16 protein-coding genes and 1 pseudogene are annotated in these 19,060 nt (G+C 56.4%); 9 read left to right on the top strand and 8 right to left on the bottom strand.

Features of this window, described 5'->3' with window-relative positions; all coding sequences use genetic code 11:
• Window positions 1-68: 68 nt before the first annotated feature.
• Window positions 69-1,465: pseudogene (locus tag AC07P6_RS05930) on the bottom strand (FAD/NAD(P)-binding protein).
• Between the two features lie 14 nt (window positions 1,466-1,479).
• Window positions 1,480-2,652: an FMNH2-dependent alkanesulfonate monooxygenase gene (ssuD, locus tag AC07P6_RS05925; protein ID WP_478315831.1), complete on the bottom strand. Its 1,173-nt coding sequence runs from the start codon at window positions 2,650-2,652 to the stop codon at window positions 1,480-1,482.
• 271 nt (window positions 2,653-2,923) lie between these two features.
• On the opposite strand from ssuD, the gene AC07P6_RS05920 reads away from it, so the two are divergent.
• Together AC07P6_RS05920 and xni are read left to right on the top strand one after the other, a co-directional pair.
• Window positions 2,924-4,870: an aliphatic sulfonate ABC transporter substrate-binding protein gene (locus tag AC07P6_RS05920; protein ID WP_478315830.1), complete on the top strand. Its 1,947-nt coding sequence runs from the start codon at window positions 2,924-2,926 to the stop codon at window positions 4,868-4,870.
• Window positions 4,871-4,980: 110 nt separating this feature from the next.
• A complete protein-coding gene (gene xni / locus AC07P6_RS05915) occupies window positions 4,981-5,736 on the top strand; it encodes a flap endonuclease Xni (RefSeq protein ID WP_478316948.1) in 756 nt (251 codons plus the stop codon).
• Window positions 5,737-6,020: 284 nt separating this feature from the next.
• Here xni and fucA read toward each other — a convergent pair whose 3' ends face one another.
• On the bottom strand, window positions 6,021-6,668 hold the full coding sequence (fucA, locus tag AC07P6_RS05910) for an L-fuculose-phosphate aldolase (RefSeq protein WP_304253292.1): 648 nt from the start codon (window positions 6,666-6,668) through the stop codon (window positions 6,021-6,023).
• A gap of 572 nt (window positions 6,669-7,240) precedes the next feature.
• Between fucA and fucP the strand changes: the two genes are divergently transcribed.
• From fucP to fucR, 5 genes are all read left to right on the top strand, one after another.
• Window positions 7,241-8,551, top strand: coding sequence for an L-fucose:H+ symporter permease (gene fucP / locus AC07P6_RS05905; protein ID WP_478315829.1), 1,311 nt, complete (start codon window positions 7,241-7,243; stop codon window positions 8,549-8,551).
• A 31-nt stretch (window positions 8,552-8,582) separates the two neighbouring features.
• Complete coding sequence (gene fucI / locus AC07P6_RS05900) at window positions 8,583-10,358, top strand: L-fucose isomerase (RefSeq protein WP_478315828.1); 1,776 nt, start codon at window positions 8,583-8,585, stop codon at window positions 10,356-10,358.
• A gap of 100 nt (window positions 10,359-10,458) precedes the next feature.
• Window positions 10,459-11,877, top strand: coding sequence for an L-fuculokinase (gene fucK / locus AC07P6_RS05895; protein WP_478315827.1), 1,419 nt, complete (start codon window positions 10,459-10,461; stop codon window positions 11,875-11,877).
• A gap of 1 nt (window position 11,878) precedes the next feature.
• Entirely contained in the window at window positions 11,879-12,301 is a 423-nt protein-coding gene (fucU, locus tag AC07P6_RS05890) for an L-fucose mutarotase (protein WP_112213906.1), read from the top strand.
• A gap of 57 nt (window positions 12,302-12,358) precedes the next feature.
• Window positions 12,359-13,069: an L-fucose operon activator gene (gene fucR / locus AC07P6_RS05885; RefSeq protein ID WP_181485067.1), complete on the top strand. Its 711-nt coding sequence runs from the start codon at window positions 12,359-12,361 to the stop codon at window positions 13,067-13,069.
• A gap of 62 nt (window positions 13,070-13,131) precedes the next feature.
• On the opposite strand, the gene rlmM is transcribed toward fucR, so the two are convergent.
• From rlmM to AC07P6_RS05865, 4 genes are all read right to left on the bottom strand, one after another.
• Window positions 13,132-14,232: a 23S rRNA (cytidine(2498)-2'-O)-methyltransferase RlmM gene (rlmM, locus tag AC07P6_RS05880; RefSeq protein WP_110275899.1), complete on the bottom strand. Its 1,101-nt coding sequence runs from the start codon at window positions 14,230-14,232 to the stop codon at window positions 13,132-13,134.
• Complete coding sequence (locus tag AC07P6_RS05875) at window positions 14,225-14,620, bottom strand: DUF423 domain-containing protein (protein ID WP_112213909.1); 396 nt, start codon at window positions 14,618-14,620, stop codon at window positions 14,225-14,227. Before AC07P6_RS05875 ends, rlmM begins: the two co-directional genes overlap by 8 nt.
• 19 nt (window positions 14,621-14,639) lie before the next feature.
• The gene (gene gcvA, locus AC07P6_RS05870) at window positions 14,640-15,557 is read right to left on the bottom strand and encodes a glycine cleavage system transcriptional regulator GcvA (RefSeq protein ID WP_181485065.1); all 918 of its coding nucleotides are present in this window, start codon (window positions 15,555-15,557) and stop codon (window positions 14,640-14,642) included.
• Window positions 15,558-15,911: 354 nt separating this feature from the next.
• Window positions 15,912-16,136 carry a YgdI/YgdR family lipoprotein gene (locus tag AC07P6_RS05865; RefSeq protein ID WP_478316946.1) on the bottom strand — a complete coding sequence of 75 codons (225 nt, stop codon included), beginning with the start codon at window positions 16,134-16,136 and terminating at the stop codon, window positions 15,912-15,914.
• Window positions 16,137-16,333: 197 nt separating this feature from the next.
• Between AC07P6_RS05865 and csdA the strand changes: the two genes are divergently transcribed.
• Together csdA and csdE are read left to right on the top strand one after the other, a co-directional pair.
• On the top strand, window positions 16,334-17,539 hold the full coding sequence (gene csdA / locus AC07P6_RS05860) for a cysteine desulfurase CsdA (protein ID WP_478315826.1): 1,206 nt from the start codon (window positions 16,334-16,336) through the stop codon (window positions 17,537-17,539).
• The gene (gene csdE, locus AC07P6_RS05855) at window positions 17,539-17,970 is read left to right on the top strand and encodes a cysteine desulfurase sulfur acceptor subunit CsdE (RefSeq protein WP_478315825.1); all 432 of its coding nucleotides are present in this window, start codon (window positions 17,539-17,541) and stop codon (window positions 17,968-17,970) included. The genes csdA and csdE overlap by 1 nt, the downstream gene beginning before the upstream one ends.
• Window positions 17,971-18,193: 223 nt before the next feature.
• Here csdE and tcdA read toward each other — a convergent pair whose 3' ends face one another.
• The gene (gene tcdA / locus AC07P6_RS05850; protein WP_478315824.1) at window positions 18,194-19,015 is read right to left on the bottom strand and encodes a tRNA cyclic N6-threonylcarbamoyladenosine(37) synthase TcdA; all 822 of its coding nucleotides are present in this window, start codon (window positions 19,013-19,015) and stop codon (window positions 18,194-18,196) included.
• Window positions 19,016-19,060: the final 45 nt, after the last annotated feature.

Below are 19,060 nucleotides of genomic sequence, written 5' to 3'. Positions count from 1 at the left end.
TTCTCCACGGTGCGCCCCGGCAACGGGACGCACGCATAATCATTAAGGGAATCAGGGATAAAAGACGTTCAGAACGCCGGACATCGGGTGGATTGTTTGATGCCCAGAGTTAGCAGAGCTTCGGCGGCGACGTCGGCGGCATGGTCAGCCACCTGCGGCAGTCCCATCAGTTCACCAAAGAACCCCGCGCGGCAGGCCCGGAGATCAGCAAGTTGGGCACGGTACGGCCCTCCCGATCAACGGCGCGGGAGTGCTCATCAACATCCAGCCCCAGCCCAAGGGCATCGGCACAAATCAGCCCGCGCTGGCTCAGTTGGCGCAGCAGCGGCTGGCTGTCGGTCAACGCGCCGTGCGCCGGGCCGGTGGTTAAAATTAAATGATCAACGGTCACTCGTTGCGGTTCACCGCGCCGGGGCGACAGGGTTAGCGTCAGCTTTTGCGCGTCGGCTTCCAGCGCCGTCAATCTCGCGGCCTGTACGCTCAGGTTGCCATCACGCTGGCGCTGTTCAAGCACCTCAGCCACCTGCGGGGCGATACGGTAGCGGTGAACATCCCAGTAGCTGCGCAAATGGCGCAGAAAGCGCTGACGATCGGCAACCCTCAGTCCCCGCCAAATGCGTTGCCCCTGGTTGCGCACCGCGTCCAGTACCACCTGCCAGGCCAATCCCTGCTCCACTGCGCAGTCGATATCATTGCGGATCAGCCGTAGCCGCTGGCGCAGAGAGCCCTCGCCGTATTCGCCTGACCAGGGCTCGCCGCCGCCACTCAGGTTGCTGCGGGAAAGCAGCCCACGGCGTGAAAACGCGGTAATCGGCCCCCGATGACCCAGGCGCGTTAGGGTGGCGATGGTATCCGCCATCGTCAGGCCAGTCCCCATAACCGCCACGCTCGTCTCTGGTGCAATATTTTCCAGAGCGCCCGCTCGCCAGGGGTTAGCGATTAACGCCGGATGTTTCTCAAACGGTTTAGCCAGCAACGGTAAAGAAGGCGGCGGATGGCTTATCGCCAGTACCAGCAGATCGGCTGATAACCGACGACCTCCGTCGGTGACCACCTCGCCATCATTAAAGCTCAGCGCCTGTTCGCGCAGATGTACCAGCCGTCCTCCGCTGGCCCGCACCGCCCCGGCAAAACGCTCGGCCACATAACGGCCAAACTGCCCGCGCTGCGGATAAACCGCGCCGTCGGCAAGCAGGGCCTGCGGATCGTCAGCAAAAGCAGGCTGGTGGCGGTACCAGCTATCAAATGCACCGTCCTCTTCCCCCGCCAGCTGCATCCGCGCGGCAGGAACGTTGATCCGATGGCTCGGCTCCGTCGTGGAATAGGCCACGCCCGCGCCGGGGATCTCGCGCGGTTCCAGTAGCGTCACCCGCACGCCAACCGGGGCCAGTCGCAGGAGATGAATCGCCACCGCCGCGCCGCTAAATCCGCCGCCGACAATCACCACATGGGGTTCAGTTTGCATACATCGGCCCCCCTTCAGCTTGCACTAACCTGTTTTACCGGACGCTTGTCGCCGCCGATAGTTTCACCGAACGGGCCGGTATTCACGCTACGCGCTTTCGGATGATCATGGCCTGCCAGCGGCAGTAGCGGCATCACCAGGTCTGCGAAGCGATGCGCCTCTTCCAGATGCGGATAGCCGGAGAAGATAAAGTTGGTGATGCCGAGCGCCTGATATTCACGAATGCGCTCCGCCACCTGCTGTGGGTTGCCAACCAGCGCCGTCCCTGCCCCGCCTCGTACCAGCCCTACGCCCGCCCACAAGTTTGGCGCAATGCGCAGATTGTCGCGCGACCCTTTGTGCAGTGCGCTCATCCGCGACTGTCCGGTGGAGTCCATGCGGGCAAAAATTTTCTGCGCCTGAGCGATAGTCTCGTCATCAAGATGAGAAATCAGGCGATCGGCAGCAGCCCACGCTTCCTCTTCGGTTTCACGAACAATCACATGCAGACGAATACCGTATTGCAACGTGCGTCCACGAGCGGCGGCACGTTCGCGCACTACGGCCAGCTTTTCGGCCACCAGCGCGGGCGGCTCACCCCAGGTCAGGTAAGTATCGATTTGGCCAGCGGCAACATCGATGGCATCTTCAGAAGAACCGCCAAAATAGAGCGGCGGGCCATTTTCCTGCACCGGAGGAAACAGCACTTCCGCGCCTTCAACATGAATATGCTCGCCGTGATAGTCCACCTTTTCGCCTTTCAGCAGACGGGAGTAGACGTCGAGAAATTCGCGGGTTACCTGATAGCGTTCGCCGTGGCTGAGGAATATACCGTCGCCTTTGTTCTCCACTGGGTCACCGCCGGTGACGACGTTAATCAGCAGCCGACCGCCAGACAGGCGATCGAGCGTCGCCGCCATTCTCGCCGCCAGCGTCGGCGGTTGCAGGCCTGGACGGACGGCGACCAGGTAGCGCAGACGGCGGGTCAGCGGCGCCAGCGCCGAGGCCACCAGCCAAGAATCTTCACAGCTTTTCCCGGTGGGGATCAGCACGCCGTAGTAGCCAAGGCTATCGGCCGCCAGCGCCACCTGCTGCAGGTAAGGCAAATCAACCGGGCGTCCCCCCTCTGCGGTGCCCAGGTAGCGGCCATCACCGTGGGTAGGCAGGAACCAGAACACATTGATTTTCTCGTCGGCTTTTTGCGTCATTATCTCTTTCCTATATAACCATATTCGATATTTATCGAAGTGTTGTTTTAATTTAGTTATATGAGTGTTAGCGATAATCATGCCAATGGTAAATAAAAAATTAACCAAACAAATTCAGTGCGTTGGCAGAGATTAAATTTCACCTTGCTGTTGCAAATACGCCAACCAATGCGGCCAGATTGTCGTTTTTGCAACAGTCCGGCGAGTTTACCCTCTGGTTTCCGCCGTCGGCACAGGATAAGTTCAGGGCATCAACTACCGGAGATCCGCCATGCTGAACCCTGAATTCCCATCCGCTACGCCCGTGCTAATCGACCCGGCGTCAAAAGCGTTTCAGAGTCTGCTGGATAAACTGGCCCCTACCGAAGCGACGGTGCTGATCGTCGGCGAAACCGGCACCGGTAAAGAGGTTGTCGCCCGCTACCTGCATCACCACAGCCCGCGCCGTCACCGGCCGTTTCTGGCGGTCAACTGCGGCGCGCTCAGCGAAAGCCTGGCGGAAGCGGAGCTGTTTGGTCATGAAAAAGGGGCCTTTACCGGCGCGATACAAAGCCATCCTGGCTGGTTCGAGGCAGCGCAAGGCGGCACGCTGCTGCTCGATGAAATCGGCGAGCTGAGCCTGTCGCTACAGGTCAAGCTGCTGCGCGTCCTGCAGGAGCGCGAAATCACCCGCGTCGGCTCACGCAAAGCGATCAAGGTCGATGTGCGGGTGATCGCCGCCACCCACGTTGATCTGATGCAGGCCATCCGCGAACGTCGTTTCCGCGAAGACCTCTACTACCGGTTGAATATCGCCATCGTGCCGCTGCCACCATTGCGCCAGCGCCGTCAGGATATTCCCGTGCTGGCGGACCATTTCCTCTCGCTCTACGCCCATCGTCTGGGTCGCCCGGTTTGCCGTCTGGCCCCGGAAACCCTTGCAAGGCTGATGGATTACCCCTGGCCGGGCAATATCCGCGAGCTGGAGAACACCCTGCATAACGCGGTGCTACTCAGTAAAGAAGAGGTCATTAGCCCTGCCCAGCTACGGTTGACGACCCTAAGCAGTGCGCTACCGGCAGCCAGCGATAATGAACTGGACGACTTTATTCACCACCAGCTCTCCCTCCCGGGCGAGCCGCTGTGGGAGCGGGTCACCGGGGCGTTGATTCGCGGCGCGATGGCCCACTGCGACGATAACCAAAGCCAGGCCGCGGCGTTGCTGGGCATTAGTCGCCACACGCTGCGCACGCAGCTGGCGAATTTTGGCATGATTAAAGGCCGCCGCAGGCTGGAGCCGACTTATCGTCCGGCGGTAATAAATAGTGACAGTCATGACCGGGAACTGCGCATCGGTTTTCAGCGTTTCGGCAACCTCGGTATCCTGAAAGCGCGGCAAAGTCTGGAGAAAGCCTTTGCCAGCCACGGCGTCAGCGTGCTGTGGAGCGAGTTCCCCGCCGGGCCACAGTTGCTGCACGCGCTGGCCTGCGATGAGATAGATTTCGGTACCACTGGCGAAGCGCCTCCGGTCTTCGCTCAGGCCAACAACAGCGATCTGGTCTACGTCGCCTGGGAGCCGCCCGCACCGCAAAGCGTGGCGATGGTCGTCCCGCAGCACAGCGATATCCACACCATTGCCGACCTGCGCGGCAAGCGCATCGCGCTGAATAAAGGCTCTAACGTTCACTGGCTGCTGCTGCATATTCTGGAAGAGGCCGGGCTAGAGTTGAATGACGTCAAAGTGGTCTACATTCCACCGAAATACCCGCTAACCGCCAGCGATTATCTAACAGTTGATGCGTGGATGATGTGGGATCCGCTACTCAGCGATGCGGAATATAGCGGTGAATTACGGGTCGTCACCAGCGGCGAGGGGCGCGTCAACAACCACCATTTCTACCTCTCGCGCCGCGACTACGCCATCCGCAATAACGATATTATGCAGCGCCTGGTAGCCGAATTAACGCAGACCGGGCAGTTTATCGACCAGCACCGTGATGAAGCTGCAAACCTGCTCTCTGCGGAGCTGGGGATTAACGCCGCTTCGCTGACCCGAGCATTAGGCCGCCGCAGCCATCGTACACGCCCGATGGAACTCAACGTGATTCGCGCCCAGCAAAGTATCGCCGATCGTTTTTACGCCTTGGGGCTTATCAACAAACCGATTTCGGTGCGCGAAGCGGTCTGGTACGGCGACGCCACTAATAGCGAACCCAGCCTGCTGATGCACGTCGATTAGGTCGAAACTGCGAGTCATCTTCCTGATTCTCCTGGTGCCAATAGCCTCATCCGCGCAGCGATGTTACCCTAAAAGGCATTAAGAACAGGAGCCTATCTATGGGGACATCCGTGGCCGTTCATCTACTCATCGTCGACGCACTTAATCTCATTCGCCGCATCCACGCGGTGCAGGGGTCGCCCTGCGCCGATACCTGCCTGCACGCGCTTGAACAACTGGTTGTCCATAGCCAGCCGACTCACGTCGTGGCGGTGTTTGATGATGAAGACCGCGCTCACGGCTGGCGACATCAGCGCCTGCCGGACTATAAAGCCGGACGCGCACCGATGCCGGAAACCCTCGAAGCGGAGATGCCAGCACTGCGAGCGGCGTTCGAGCAGCGTGGGTTCCGCTGCTGGGCGATCTCCGGCAGCGAGGCCGACGACCTTGCCGCCACTCTGGCGGTGAAAGTGGCGCAGGCCGGGCATCAGGCCACCATTGTTTCCACCGATAAAGGCTACTGCCAGCTGCTGTCGCCAACTATCCGCATTCGCGATTATTTCCAGAAACGCTGGCTGGATGCGCCGTTTATCGCCAAAGAGTTCGGCGTCACGCCCGAGCAACTGCCTGATTACTGGGGGCTGGCGGGCATCAGCAGCTCAAAGGTTCCCGGCGTGGCGGGGATTGGGCCGAAAAGCGCCGCCCAACTGTTAACCGATTATCAGGATCTTGAAGGGATCTACGCGCGACTGGCGGAAGTGCCGGATAAGTGGCGTAAGAAGCTGGAAGAACATAAAGAGATGGCGTTTACCTGCCGTGAGATTGCACGCCTGCAAACCGATTTGCAGCTGGATGGCAACCTGCAACAGCTGCGTCTGGCACGGTAGCGCTATCCGGCCCGCAGACGATGGTAAACCCGTTGCCCGGATGGCGCATCCTGCCCACAGACGGCGGCTACCCCGTAGCCCGGGCAGGCGCTTTGCGCCGCCCCCGGGAGCAGAGTGCAGAGGGGCAGAATTTCCCGGAGGCGATGCTGCGCATCTGTCCGGGCTACCATCCCGCAGACGGCGGTAAACCTGTTGCATCCTGCCCACAAAGCGGCATCAAACACAGGCTGGATAAGGCGATACGCCGCCAGCCGCCCCCGGGGAGAACACGTTCTCTTACAGCTTTATTCTTCGATACGTAATCCGTAGGTTTTGAATTTTTCCAGCACGATAGCGATCGCCTCGTCATCAAGCACCGGAACCGGATCGACAATAGCCAGCGTGCTGAGGTAGAGCTGCGCCAGCACTTCCACCTCATGCGCCAGCCACAGTGCTTTTTCCAGATTCGCTTCGCAGGCGATCAGGCCATGGTGCTGCAACAACGTCGCTTTACGGTTTTTAAGGGCTACGGCCACATATTCAGACAGCTCGCGGGTCCCAAAAGTGGCGTATGGCGCGCAGGGGATAGAATTACCGCCCGCCGCCGCAATCATGTAGTGAATAGCCGGAATAGGACGGTTGAGGATCGAAACCGCCGTGCAGTGAACCGCATGGTTATGCACCACCGCGTTAGCGTCAGAACGCGTCTGATAAGCCGCCATATGAAAACGCCACTCGCTGGACGGCAGTTTGCCCTGTTCATGCTGACCGTCGGCATCAATATAAACAATGTGCGCTTCGGTCAGTTTTTCATAAGCGATGCCCGTAGGCGTTATGAGCATTCCCCCTTGATAACGCACGCTCACATTACCTGCGGTTCCCTGGTTTAATCCCAGGCGGGTCATTTCCAGGCAGGTATCAATAATCTGCCGGGCCAGTCTATTTCGTTCCATTTCTTACCTCTCTTTATGATGCTCAATACGACAACAGACGACTCACCTGGCATGACGCCCTGGCGCTGTTGAATAATGCGAATAATTGTTCACCATCATCATCCTGAATAATGAGAAAGGAATTTACATCACCACGTTCTGTGATACCCCTCACTTATTTAAAGCTAAAAAAAACAGATAACTCATTTTAAATTTCTCAAAAATGCCCGTTATTACTGATACATTAAAAAACGGGCATTTTAGCGATAATTGTAACAACTGCCCGTTTTCCACATTATAAATTTAATCGGTCATTCTCTTTGTGGGTTTTAGAATTAACATTCTCAAACGGTCATGTTTTCCTGATTATTAAAGTGATGATAATCACATAAAATCACTCAATAGATGCTAAGTGTGACCACCATCATATTAAAAGACGTTTTTTATTTGAAAATGCATTCATGAGTTCATTCCGTGATGTTTATTTCACTGTTTACACCGTCACCGGAACTCCCCTGATTTTTGCGGTCTGGTGGGTATAACCAACCACACTTTAATGCTGCTGAACACGCTTCTGAACCAATGAGGATGCTATGGGAAACACAACAATACAAACGCAGAGTTTTCGTGCGGTAGATACAGGGCAAAGCAAGCGCTACATTATTCCCTTCGCCTTACTGTGCTCGCTATTTTTCCTTTGGGCAGTCGCCAATAACCTGAATGACATCTTATTACCCCAATTTCAACAAGCTTTTACGCTAACTAATTTTCAGGCCGGACTAATCCAATCCGCTTTTTATTTTGGCTACTTCGTCATTCCTATCCCTGCAGGGATCTTGATGAAGAAATTAAGTTACAAAGCAGGAATTATTACCGGATTATTCTTATATGCTTTAGGCGCAGCATTATTCTGGCCAGCCGCCGAAGTGATGAACTACACCTTATTCCTGATTGGGTTATTTATTATCGCCGCAGGCTTAGGTTGTCTGGAAACGGCGGCGAATCCTTTTGTTACCGTTTTAGGGCCAGAAAGTGGTGGACACTTCCGACTTAATCTGGCGCAAACTTTTAACTCTTTTGGTGCCATTATCGCCGTCGTCTTTGGGCAAAATCTTATTTTGTCTAACGTGCCGCATCAATCTCAGGAAGTGCTCGATAAAATGGCGCCCGAACAGCTCAGCGCCTATAAGCACAGCCTGGTGTTATCGGTACAAACCCCTTATATGATCATCGTCGCGGTCGTCTTACTGGTCGCTCTGCTGATTATGTTGACCAAATTCCCAGCCCTGCAAAGTGATGATCATAGTGATGTCGGACAGAGTTCATTTTCAGCATCGTTTTCCCGCCTGGTGCACATTCGCCACTGGCGCTGGGCGGTACTGGCGCAGTTCTGCTACGTCGGCGCGCAAACCGCCTGCTGGAGCTATCTGATTCGCTACGCTATCGAAGAGATCCCCGGCATGACCCCAGGCTTTGCCGCCAACTATCTGACCGGCACCATGGTGTGCTTCTTTATCGGTCGCTTCACCGGTACCTGGCTTGTCAGCCGCTTCGCGCCGCATAAAGTCCTGGCAGCCTACGCCCTGCTTGCCATGATCCTGTGCCTGATTTCAGCCTTCACGGGCGGCCAAATCGGCCTGTTGGCCCTGACGCTGTGCAGCGCATTTATGTCGATTCAGTATCCGACCATCTTCTCGCTGGGTATCAAAAATCTGGGACAGGACACCAAATACGGCTCCTCTTTCATCGTCATGACCATCATTGGCGGCGGCATCGTTACCCCGGTCATGGGTTTTGTCAGCGACGCCGCAGGCAGTATTACGACCGCAGAGCTCATTCCGGCACTTTGCTTTGCCATCATCTTCATCTTTGCCCGTTTCCGTTCACAAACGGCAGCTAACTAAACATTTATCCGAATAACGTGAGGAATCTGTAATGAAAAAAATCAGCTTACCGAAAATTGGTATTCGCCCGGTGATTGATGGACGTCGCATGGGAGTGCGCGAGTCGCTGGAAGAGCAAACCATGAATATGGCGAAAGCCACCGCCGCGCTTATCACCGAGAAACTCCGCCACGCCTGCGGCGCACAAATTGAATGCGTGATCGCCGATAGCTGTATCGCGGGAATGGCCGAATCCGCCGCCTGTGAAGAGAAATTCAGCAGCCACAACGTCGGTGTCACCATTACCGTCACTCCGTGCTGGTGCTACGGCAGCGAGACGATCGACATGGACCCGCTGCGCCCAAAAGCCATCTGGGGCTTTAACGGCACCGAGCGCCCTGGCGCGGTGTATCTTGCGGCAGCGCTGGCGGCGCACAGCCAGAAAGGCATTCCGGCATTCTCCATTTACGGCCATGACGTGCAGGATGCCGATGACACCTCCATTCCGGCAGATGTCGAAGAAAAACTGCTGCGCTTTGCCCGCGCCGGTTTAGCGGTCGCCAGCATGAAAGGCAAAAGCTACCTTTCCGTCGGCGGCGTGTCGATGGGGATCGCCGGTTCCATTGTCGATCACAACTTCTTCGAATCCTGGCTCGGCATGAAGGTGCAAGCGGTGGATATGACCGAACTGCGCCGCCGTATCGATCAGAAAATCTATGACGAAGCCGAGTTGGAAATGGCGCTGGCGTGGGCGGATAAAAACTTCCGCTATGGCGAAGACCAGAACGCGCAGCAGTACAAGCGTAATGAAGAGCAGAGCCGCGCGGTGCTCAAAGAGAGCCTGCTGATGGCGATGTGCATCCGCGACATGATGCAGGGCAACAAGAAGCTGGCGGAAAAAGGGCTGGTGGAAGAGTCTCTGGGCTATAACGCCATCGCCGCCGGCTTCCAGGGCCAGCGTCACTGGACCGCTCAATACCCCAACGGCGATACCGCCGAAGCGCTGCTCAATAGTTCATTCGACTGGAACGGCGTACGTGAGCCGTTTGTCGTCGCCACCGAGAACGACAGCCTCAACGGCGTGGCAATGCTGATGGGACATCAGCTAACCGGTACCGCTCAAGTGTTTGCCGACGTCCGCACCTACTGGTCGCCGGAAGCGGTAGAACGCGTCACCGGAAAACCGCTGACTGGGCTGGCTGAGCACGGCATCATCCACCTGATCAACTCCGGCTCGGCGGCGCTGGATGGATCTTGTAAACAGCGAGATGACAACGGCAAACCGACCATGAAACCACACTGGGAAATCAGCCAACAGGAGGCCGATGCCTGCCTGGCAGCCACCGAGTGGTGCCCGGCGATTCATGAATATTTCCGCGGCGGCGGCTTCTCTTCCCGCTTCCTGACCGAAGGCGGCGTGCCGTTCACTATGACCCGCGTGAATATCATCAAAGGCATTGGTCCGGTACTGCAAATCGCCGAAGGCTGGAGCGTTGAGCTGCCGAAAGAGATGCACGACCAGCTTGATGCCCGCACCAACTCCACCTGGCCTACCACGTGGTTTGCACCGCGCCTGACCGGTAAAGGCCCGTTCTCCGACGTCTATTCAGTGATGGCGAACTGGGGCGCTAACCACGGCGTGCTGACCATCGGCCACGTCGGCGCCGACTTTATCACCCTGGCGTCTATGCTGCGTATTCCGGTGTGCATGCATAACGTCGAAGAGGCGAAAATTTATCGCCCTTCCACCTGGTCTGCGCACGGCATGGACACAGAAGGCCAGGATTACCGCGCCTGCCAGAACTATGGCCCGCTGTATAAACGTTAATGCGGCTTTGCCCGGTGGCGCAAGCTTACCGGGCCTACGGGCGCGTGAACCGTAGGCCGGATAAGCGCAGCGCCATCCGGCGACGTTTATGGAGTTATATATGAAAAAAGACGTCATCCTGGTCCTCGACTGCGGCGCCACCAACGTGCGGGCGATTGCCGTTGACCGACAAGGAAAAATTATTGCCCGTGCCGCCACCGCAAACGCCAGCGATATTGCCGTGGAGAACAGCGCCTGGCACCAGTGGTCGCTGGAGGCCATTGTGCAACGCTTCGCACAGTGCTGTCGGCAGATTCGCAGCGAGCTGTCCTCCTGTCGGGTTCGCGGCATCACGGTCACCACCTTCGGCGTCGATGGCGCGCTGGTTGATGAACACGGCGAGCTGCTCTATCCGGTGATCAGCTGGAAATGCCCGCGCACCGCGGCCGTTATGGAAAGTATCAGCCGTTTTATGCCCCCGCAGCAGCTCCAGCAAATCACCGGCGTCGGCGCGTTTAGCTTCAACACCTTGTATAAGCTGATATGGCTGAAAGAGAACCACCCGCAGTTGCTGGAGCAGGCCCACGCCTGGCTGTTTATTTCCTCGCTCATCAACCACCGGCTGACTGGGGAATTCACCACCGATATCACGATGGCGGGCACCAGCCAGATGCTGGACATCCACCAGCGGGATTTCAGCACGGAAATCTTACAAGCCACCGGTCTGCCGCGCCGCCTCTTTCCCCGCCTGGTCGAAGCGGGCGAGAAAATAGGCATGTTGCAATCTGATGCCGCGAACTTACTGGACTTACCCGCCGGTATTCCGGTTATCTCCGCCGGACACGACACGCAGTTTGCGCTGTTTGGCGCGGGCGCAGAGCAGGATGAACCGGTACTCTCATCCGGCACCTGGGAAATTCTGATGGTGCGCAGCGCCCAGGTCAACACACCGCTGCTTAGCCACTACGCAGGTTCCACCTGCGAGCTGGATAGCCAGGTAGATCTCTATAATCCGGGCATGCAATGGCTGGCTTCCGGCGTGCTCGAATGGGTGCGCAAGCTGCTGTGGACGTCGGAAACGCCGTGGCAGACGCTGATTGAAGAGGCGCGGGTTATTCCTGAGGGAGCTGAAGGCGTGAAGATGCAATGCGACCTGCTCGCCTGCCAAAACGCGGGGTGGCAGGGCGTGACGCTCAACACCACTCGCGGTCATTTCTATCGCGCTGCGCTGGAAGGGTTAACGGAACAGCTTGCGCGCAACCTGCAAACGCTACAAAAAATTGGCCACTTTAAAGCGACCGAACTGCTGCTGGTCGGCGGCGGCAGCCGTAACGCGCTGTGGAATCAGATCAAAGCCAATGTGCTCGATATTCCGATTAAGGTGCTGGATGATGCCGAAACCACCGTGGCCGGAGCGGCAATGTTCGGCTGGTACGGCGTCGGTGAATTTACCAGCCCGGAACATGCCAGAGCGCAGGTGAGCTACCAATACCGTTATTTTTATCCGCAAACCGAACCCGAACTGATTGAGGGAATTTGAGATGCTAAAGACTATTTCACCGTTAATCTCTCCAGAACTGCTGAAAGTGCTGGCGGAAATGGGGCATGGGGATGAGATCATTTTTTCCGATGCCCACTTCCCGGCGCACAGCATGGGGCCGCAGGTGATTCGCGCCGACGGGCTGTTAGTTAGCGATCTGTTGAAAGCCATTATTCCGTTATTTGAACTCGACAGCTACGCCCCGCCGCTGGTGATGATGGCTGCGGTAGAAGGCGATACGCTCGACCCGCAGGTTGAAACGCGCTATCGCGATGCGCTTTCAGGCTCTGCACCCTGCCCGGATATCACCCGCATCGACCGCTTTGCCTTCTACGAGCGGGCGCAAAAAGCCTTTGCGATCGTTATCACAGGTGAGCGTGCCAAGTACGGGAATATTCTTTTAAAAAAAGGGGTAACGCCGTAATCTCATGCCGCAGCGCCCGTCCAATGCGGGCGCTCATCGAACGCCAGGGTGAGAAAAATGAAAGCGGCACGACAGCAAGCGATTCTAGACCTGCTCATGAACCATACCAGCCTGACCACCGAAGCCTTATCGCTACAGCTTAACGTCAGCCGGGAAACCATTCGTCGCGACCTCAGCGAACTCCAGTCCCAGGGGAAAGTGCTGCGCAACCACGGTCGGGCAAAAGTGATTCATCGGGAAAACCAGGATAGCGGCGACCCTTTTCACATCCGTCTTAAAAGTCATTACGCCCACAAGGCAGATATCGCGCGTGAAGCCCTTGCGTGGATAGAAGAAGGGATGGTTATCGCCCTTGATGCCAGCTCAACCTGCTGGTATCTGGCCCGCCAGCTGCCGGATATCGACCTTCATGTGTTTACCAATAGCCAGCCGATTTGCCAGGAGTTGAGCAAGCGCGAAAATATTCAGCTCACCTGCTCCGGCGGTACGCTCCAGCGCAAATATGGCTGTTACGTCAGCTCGTCGCTTATCTCGCAGCTCAAATCGCTGGAAATCGACCTGTTTATTTTTTCGTGTGAAGGCATCGACAGCGACGGCGCGCTTTGGGACTCGAATACGGTCAATGCCGATTTTAAATCGCTGCTGCTGAAGCGGGCTTCGCAATCGTTACTGTTGATTGATAAGAGCAAATTTAATCGTTCGGGGGAGGCGCGGATCGGCCATCTGAATGATGTGACGCATATTGTTTCTGATGTATCGCAGTCATAACGGCTATTTGCAGCGCCGGATAATAGCTTAACGCCTTACCCGGCCTGCAAAAATCGACAAAACTAGCGTTCGTCGCGACGACCACCGACGGCAGCCCACAGGCGGCGCACGTGAACGGTCACTTCTTCGCGATCGTGATACAGCTGGCGCGCCTGGATTTGCGCGTTAATACCGTGCTCGTCCAGTTGCTCCTGAATATAAGCCAGGTTGCGCGATAGCTCTTCATAGCGTTTTTTCATCGGCAGTTTAAGGTTAAAGATAGTTTCACGACACCAGCCGTTCACCAGCCACTGCGCCATAAGCGCCGACACTTTCGCCGGTTTTTCCACCATATCGCACACCATCCATGAGATGTTGTTGCGCGTCGGACGATATTTGAAGCCATCTTCACGCAGCCAGGTCACCTGCCCGGTATCCATCAGGCTTTGCGCCATCGGGCCATTATCCACCGAGGAGACCCACATGTTGCGCTGCACCAGCTGATAGGTCCAGCCGCCGGGACAAGCCCCGAGATCTACCGCGTACATACCGTTCGCCAGACGCTCATCCCACTCATCTGCCGGAATAAAGGTATGAAACGCCTCTTCCAGCTTGAGGGTTGAACGGCTCGGCGCGTCCGACGGAAATTTAAGGCGCGGAATACCCATATAGAACGGCGAGTTGTTATTGGACAACGAATAGCCGGTATAGCAGCAGCCGGGGGCGATAAAGAACACATGCACCACCGGACGTTTTGGCGTTTCATAGTTGGTCAACACCCCCGCCTCGCGCAGCGCCGCACGCAGCGGTACCGTAAACTTACGGCAGAACTTCATCAGCTCTTTGCTTTCGTTGGTATCAGCGACCTCAACGCGCAGATCGCCGCCTTTTTCGACCACGCCCTGCAGCATCCCGACAATCGGAGTGATCCTGTCTTCCGGCGGCAGGTCGCGCAGCAGCTCGCTGACAACAAACATCTGACGAGCAAACACCAGCGAACTGAACGGCAGTTCACGCACCAGCTTTTCGCCGTCTTCAGCCTGATAGCACTCAAAAATCACATAGCCGGAGTCGTCTTTGACTCGGGCAAAACCAAATACCTCAAGGCGGCCAGCCTTATCGGTAATTTCTGCTGCGCACTCTTTCTCAAACCCAGGGCGACAATAGAGGACAACTTTATTCATGAACAACGCCCTTACGTTTCAGACGAATTGCACCAATTAACATTAATACCCAACCGGCAAGGAAGCAGACGCCTCCCACCGGCGTAACGAACGCCCACAGGCGTAAATGCGATAGCGCCAGACAGTACAGGCTGCCGCTAAAAAGAACGGTACCGAGCGCCATAAACACGCTGCTCCAGTAAAACCAGATGCTGATACGGCGCTGCATCGCCACCGCCAGACCAAAAATTGCCAGCGTGTGGAAAGCCTGATATTGCAGGCCGGTATGGATCCAGCCCATTTCCACAACGCCCATCGTTTTACTTAAAACATGCGCACCAAAAGCGCCCAGAGCCACAAAGATAAAACCGCTTATCGCGGCGAATATCAGCATAAAACGGCTGGTCATGTGATTACCCTACAATGATTTATTGTTCGTAACGAAAGCGAAATTTTTCTTGTTCATTAGCCGCTTTTGCCAGAATCCACTGGCGGAAGGCAGCTATTTTACCCAGTTCAGCCTGACTGTCATGACAAACGAGATAAAACGCATTCTTGCTGACCAGAACATCATTAAACGGGCAGACCAAACGGCCTGCCTCAATCTCGGACTGCGCCATCACGTTGTTGGCCAGAGCGACACCTTGTCCATGGATTGCGGCCTGCAGCACCATTGCGCTGTGGCTAAAAATCGGTCCCTGTTGCACATTAATATGGTTTAGACCCAACTGGCGGGTATAAGTTTGCCAGTCGCGACGGGAAGCATCGTGTAACAGCGTATGTTGCGCCAGATCGGCAGGTGTTTTCAACGCTTTGTCACCGGTAAGCAACAATGGCGAGCAAACCGGGAGCAGATATTCGGCGTATAATTTTTCAACGCGCAGCCCCGGCCAATTGCCGCGGCCATAAAAAATCGCCACGTCGACATCATCCGCCAGCTTGTCTTCCTGACGGTCTACCGCCTGGATTCTGACATCGATTCCCGGATAAGCTGAGTTAAAGCTTGTGAGTCTCGGCACCAGCCACTGTATGGCAAAACTGGGCAGCATACTGACGGTCAACGCCCCTTTTGCACTTCGTGCCTGAAGCTTGCGGGTCGCCTCGGTGAGCTGGGAAAAAATATCTTTAATATCCTGAAAATAGCTCTGTCCCTCTTCCGTCAAAAGAAGAGAACGATTGCGTCGACGGAACAGCTTGAGGCCGAGGAAATCCTCCAGGGACTTGATTTGGTGGCTGACTGCGGCCTGGGTCACAAAAAGCTCATCGGCGGCGCGAGTGAAGCTAAGATGACGTGCGGCTGCATCAAAAACACGTAATGCATTCAGAGGTGGCAAACGCTTTGACATAGTTATTCTGGCTTAGATGTTAAGGCAATTTAACAAACAGGAAACAACAGTTAACCTATTAGTTTTTTTTATCTGAGCCATTATAATTTGTCCGTTGAGGTTCTACCAGCAAATACCTATAGTGGCGGCACTTCCTGAGCCGGAACGAAGAGCTTTTTTTGGAATGCGTGTTCCAACAAGCTTTTGGCTTACGGTTGTGATGTTGTGTTGTTGTGTTTGCAATTGGTCTGTGTGTGCGGACCATGGTAGCTAAGCTACCCCTTTTTCACTTCCTGTACATTTACCCTGTCTGTCCATAGTGATTTAATGTAGCACCGCAATGCGCGGTGCTTTTTTTTGCCTGCTAAATGTCAATCACTTATCCAGTTCGCCCAACTGTTTTACATCTGAGCGATTAATCTGCTGCTTATTGCCCCAGGCATCTTTGTAGGAAATCATCCCGGTATCATTGTCCGTTTGCGGTTTCCCGTCCGTCACAATGGTGCGCCCGTCATTAGTGTGCATCACGTAGTTGGAAGAACAGGCGCTCAGACTGAAGGTCAGCACACAGGCAGAAATAATGGCGGCAGTCTTATTCATTTTCATCTTTCTCTCCTTACGACTATTTATACTGTTTATGATTCATTCATCACCAGGTTAAAACGCAAACCCAACACTATTTAGCATAACCATCTTTTACACCACCGAAGTCACATTCAGAAAATTCCACTCGTTAGCAGAAACCTTGTATCGCCAGCCGATTTGCGCGACGATCGCCGAATCAAAATGAGGAGCTCATGAACGCATTCAACCCCGTCCAATTTCGCGCCCAGTTTCCGGCGCTGGCCGATGCTGGCGTCTATCTTGATAGCGCAGCAACGGCGCTTAAGCCGCTGGCGGTAATCGAGGCCAGCGACCAGTTTTATCGGCTCAGCGCGGGTAACGTCCATCGCAGCCAGTTCGCCGCTGCTCAACGCTTAACCGAACGCTATGAAGACGCGCGCGAACGCGTGGCAGCGCTGCTTAACGCCCCTTCCGGCAAGGATATTGTCTGGACGCGCGGCACCACTGAGTCCATCAACATGGTGGCGCAGAGCTACGTCCGTCCGCGCCTGAAGCCGGGCGATGAAATTATCGTCAGCGAAGCTGAGCATCACGCCAATCTGGTTCCGTGGCTGATGGTCGCAGAGCAGACCGGAGCCCGGGTGGTGAAGCTTCCGCTTGCGGCCAATCGCCTGCCGGATGTGGCTCAACTGAGCTCCCTAATTACGCCGCGCAGCCGGGTGCTGGCTATCGGCCAGATGTCCAACGTCACCGGCGGCTGTCCGGATCTGGCGTTGGCGATTGGTCTGGCCCACGCTGCCAATATGGTAGTGATGGTGGATGGCGCGCAGGGCGCGGTGCATTTCCCGGCGGACGTGCAGGCGCTGGATATCGACTTTTATGCCTTCTCGGGTCATAAGCTTTACGGACCAACCGGCATCGGCGCGCTGTATGGCAAAAGCGAACTGCTGGCCGAGATGTCGCCCTGGCTCGGCGGCGGGAAAATGATTACTGAAGTCACCTTCGACGGCTTCAAAACCCAGCCTGCGCCTTACCGCTTCGAAGCAGGAACGCCAAATATCGCCGGAGTAATTGGCCTGAGCGCGGCGCTGGAGTGGCTGGAAGAAACCGATATTGCCCAGGCGGAAAACTGGAGCCGCAGCCTGGCTACGCTGGCGGAAGAGGAGCTGGCGAAGCGTCCGGGCTTCCGTTCCTTCCGCTGCCAGGACTCCAGCCTGCTGGCGTTTGATTTTGACGGCGTGCACCATAGCGACATGGTCACGCTACTGGCGGAGTCCGGCATCGCACTGCGGGCCGGTCAACACTGTGCTCAGCCGCTGCTGGCGGCGCTTGGCGTCAGCGGTACCCTGCGAGCCTCGTTCGCGCCTTATAATACGCAAGACGATGTTTATGCGCTGGTGCACGCCGTTGACCGCGCCCTGCAAATACTGGTGGATTGATGACGACTTCTCACCCTTTTGGTACCCACATTACTGAAGAGGCCTTGCGCCAGACCTTCACTCCACTCACCCAGTGGGAGGATAAATACCGCCAGCTGATTTTACTCGGTAAGCAACTTCCGGCGCTGCCGGACGACCTGAAAGCCCGTGCCAAAGAGATTGCCGGGTGTGAAAACCGCGTCTGGCTGGGCTATTTCATTGATGCCGAGGGCAAACTGCATTTCTACGGCGATAGCGAAGGCCGCATTGTGCGCGGCATGCTGGCGGTGTTATTAACCGCCATTGAGGGGAAAAACGCCGGGGAACTGCTGGCACGGGACCCGCTGACGCTGTTTGATGAGCTGGGACTACGCGGTCAGCTCAGCGCCTCGCGCAGCCAGGGGCTGAATGCGCTGAGCGAAGCGGTTCTCACCGCCGCCCGCGAGGTTTAAGCTCACCCCGGGGGCGGCGCTTGACGCGCCTTGCCCGGGCTACGGGTTCGTGCGGTTTTGTAGCCCGGACAGGTATGCAAGCCACGAATCTCCGCGCTCTGGTAGCCCGGATAAGGCGTCAGCCGCAATCCAGGGATGTCTCTGCCTGAAATATCGTGCGCGCTTTCCCCGGGGTGGTGCGGTTTTGTAGCCCGGACAGGTGCGCAGCACCGCCTCCGGGGAATTACCCGGCAGTAGCTGCCGCTTCACGCGCCATCTTCGCCAGCATTTTCTTCAATGCATGGGACACGGCGACAAAACCAAAGGTCGCGGTCACCATCGTCGCCGCGCCAAATCCGGATGCGCAATCCATCCGTTTTGGGCCCTCGGCGGTGCTTTTCATTGCGCACACGCTGCCGTCTGCCTGCGGATACACCAGCGCTTCGGTAGAAAAAACGCAATCAATGCCCAGCTTACCTTTACTGTTCTTCACCACTCCAAACTGGCTTTTTAGCCGCTCGCGCAGCTTGGCTGCAAGCGGGTCCTGGATGGTTTTCGCCAGATCAGCGACCTGAATTTGCGTCGGGTCGATTTGCCCTCCCGCGCCACCGGTAGTCACCAGCGGCACCTTATTGCGGCGGCAGTAAGCGATCAACGCCGCTTTCGGGCGCACGCTGTCGATGGCGTCAATCACGTAGCTAAAGCCGACGCCGAGATACTCCGCGACGTTTTCCGGGGTGACAAAATCGTCCACCACCGTCACCCGACACTCGGGGTTGATCAGGCGAATGCGTTCCGCCATCACTTCCGCTTTCGCCAGCCCGACGTTACCGCCCAGAGCGTGAACCTGGCGATTGGTATTAGTCATGCAGACATCATCCATATCGATAAGGGTAATCGCGCCAATCCCGGTTCTCGCCAGCGCTTCCGCCGCCCAGGAACCCACACCGCCGATGCCGACCACGCAGACATGCGCATCGGCAAAACACTGCAGCGCTTTTTCACCATATAAACGTGCCGTACCGCCAAAACGCTGACGCCAGGCATCGCTGATTACAACAGACATAAAACCTCAGAATTAGTGGGAATTCCCGGGTCGCGGCGCAAGCGC

This window comes from Klebsiella sp. GFKo11 (assembly GCF_056490265.1).
This window is presented reverse-complemented; position numbering and strand designations above follow the sequence as displayed.

What these genes read in the sequence shown, in the direction of transcription:
- ssuD (WP_478315831.1), bottom strand. Translation starts at nt 2,652, where the DNA reads ATGACGCAAAAAGCCGACGAGAAAATCAATGTGTTCTGGTTCCTGCCT.
- AC07P6_RS05920 (WP_478315830.1), top strand. Translation starts at nt 2,924, where the DNA reads ATGCTGAACCCTGAATTCCCATCCGCTACGCCCGTGCTAATCGACCCG.
- fucA (WP_304253292.1), bottom strand. Translation starts at nt 6,668, where the DNA reads ATGGAACGAAATAGACTGGCCCGGCAGATTATTGATACCTGCCTGGAA.
- fucP (WP_478315829.1), top strand. Translation starts at nt 7,241, where the DNA reads ATGGGAAACACAACAATACAAACGCAGAGTTTTCGTGCGGTAGATACA.
- fucI (WP_478315828.1), top strand. Translation starts at nt 8,583, where the DNA reads ATGAAAAAAATCAGCTTACCGAAAATTGGTATTCGCCCGGTGATTGAT.
- fucK (WP_478315827.1), top strand. Translation starts at nt 10,459, where the DNA reads ATGAAAAAAGACGTCATCCTGGTCCTCGACTGCGGCGCCACCAACGTG.
- fucU (WP_112213906.1), top strand. Translation starts at nt 11,879, where the DNA reads ATGCTAAAGACTATTTCACCGTTAATCTCTCCAGAACTGCTGAAAGTG.
- fucR (WP_181485067.1), top strand. Translation starts at nt 12,359, where the DNA reads ATGAAAGCGGCACGACAGCAAGCGATTCTAGACCTGCTCATGAACCAT.
- rlmM (WP_110275899.1), bottom strand. Translation starts at nt 14,232, where the DNA reads ATGAATAAAGTTGTCCTCTATTGTCGCCCTGGGTTTGAGAAAGAGTGC.
- AC07P6_RS05875 (WP_112213909.1), bottom strand. Translation starts at nt 14,620, where the DNA reads ATGACCAGCCGTTTTATGCTGATATTCGCCGCGATAAGCGGTTTTATC.
- gcvA (WP_181485065.1), bottom strand. Translation starts at nt 15,557, where the DNA reads ATGTCAAAGCGTTTGCCACCTCTGAATGCATTACGTGTTTTTGATGCA.
- AC07P6_RS05865 (WP_478316946.1), bottom strand. Translation starts at nt 16,136, where the DNA reads ATGAATAAGACTGCCGCCATTATTTCTGCCTGTGTGCTGACCTTCAGT.
- csdA (WP_478315826.1), top strand. Translation starts at nt 16,334, where the DNA reads ATGAACGCATTCAACCCCGTCCAATTTCGCGCCCAGTTTCCGGCGCTG.
- csdE (WP_478315825.1), top strand. Translation starts at nt 17,539, where the DNA reads ATGACGACTTCTCACCCTTTTGGTACCCACATTACTGAAGAGGCCTTG.
- tcdA (WP_478315824.1), bottom strand. Translation starts at nt 19,015, where the DNA reads ATGTCTGTTGTAATCAGCGATGCCTGGCGTCAGCGTTTTGGCGGTACG.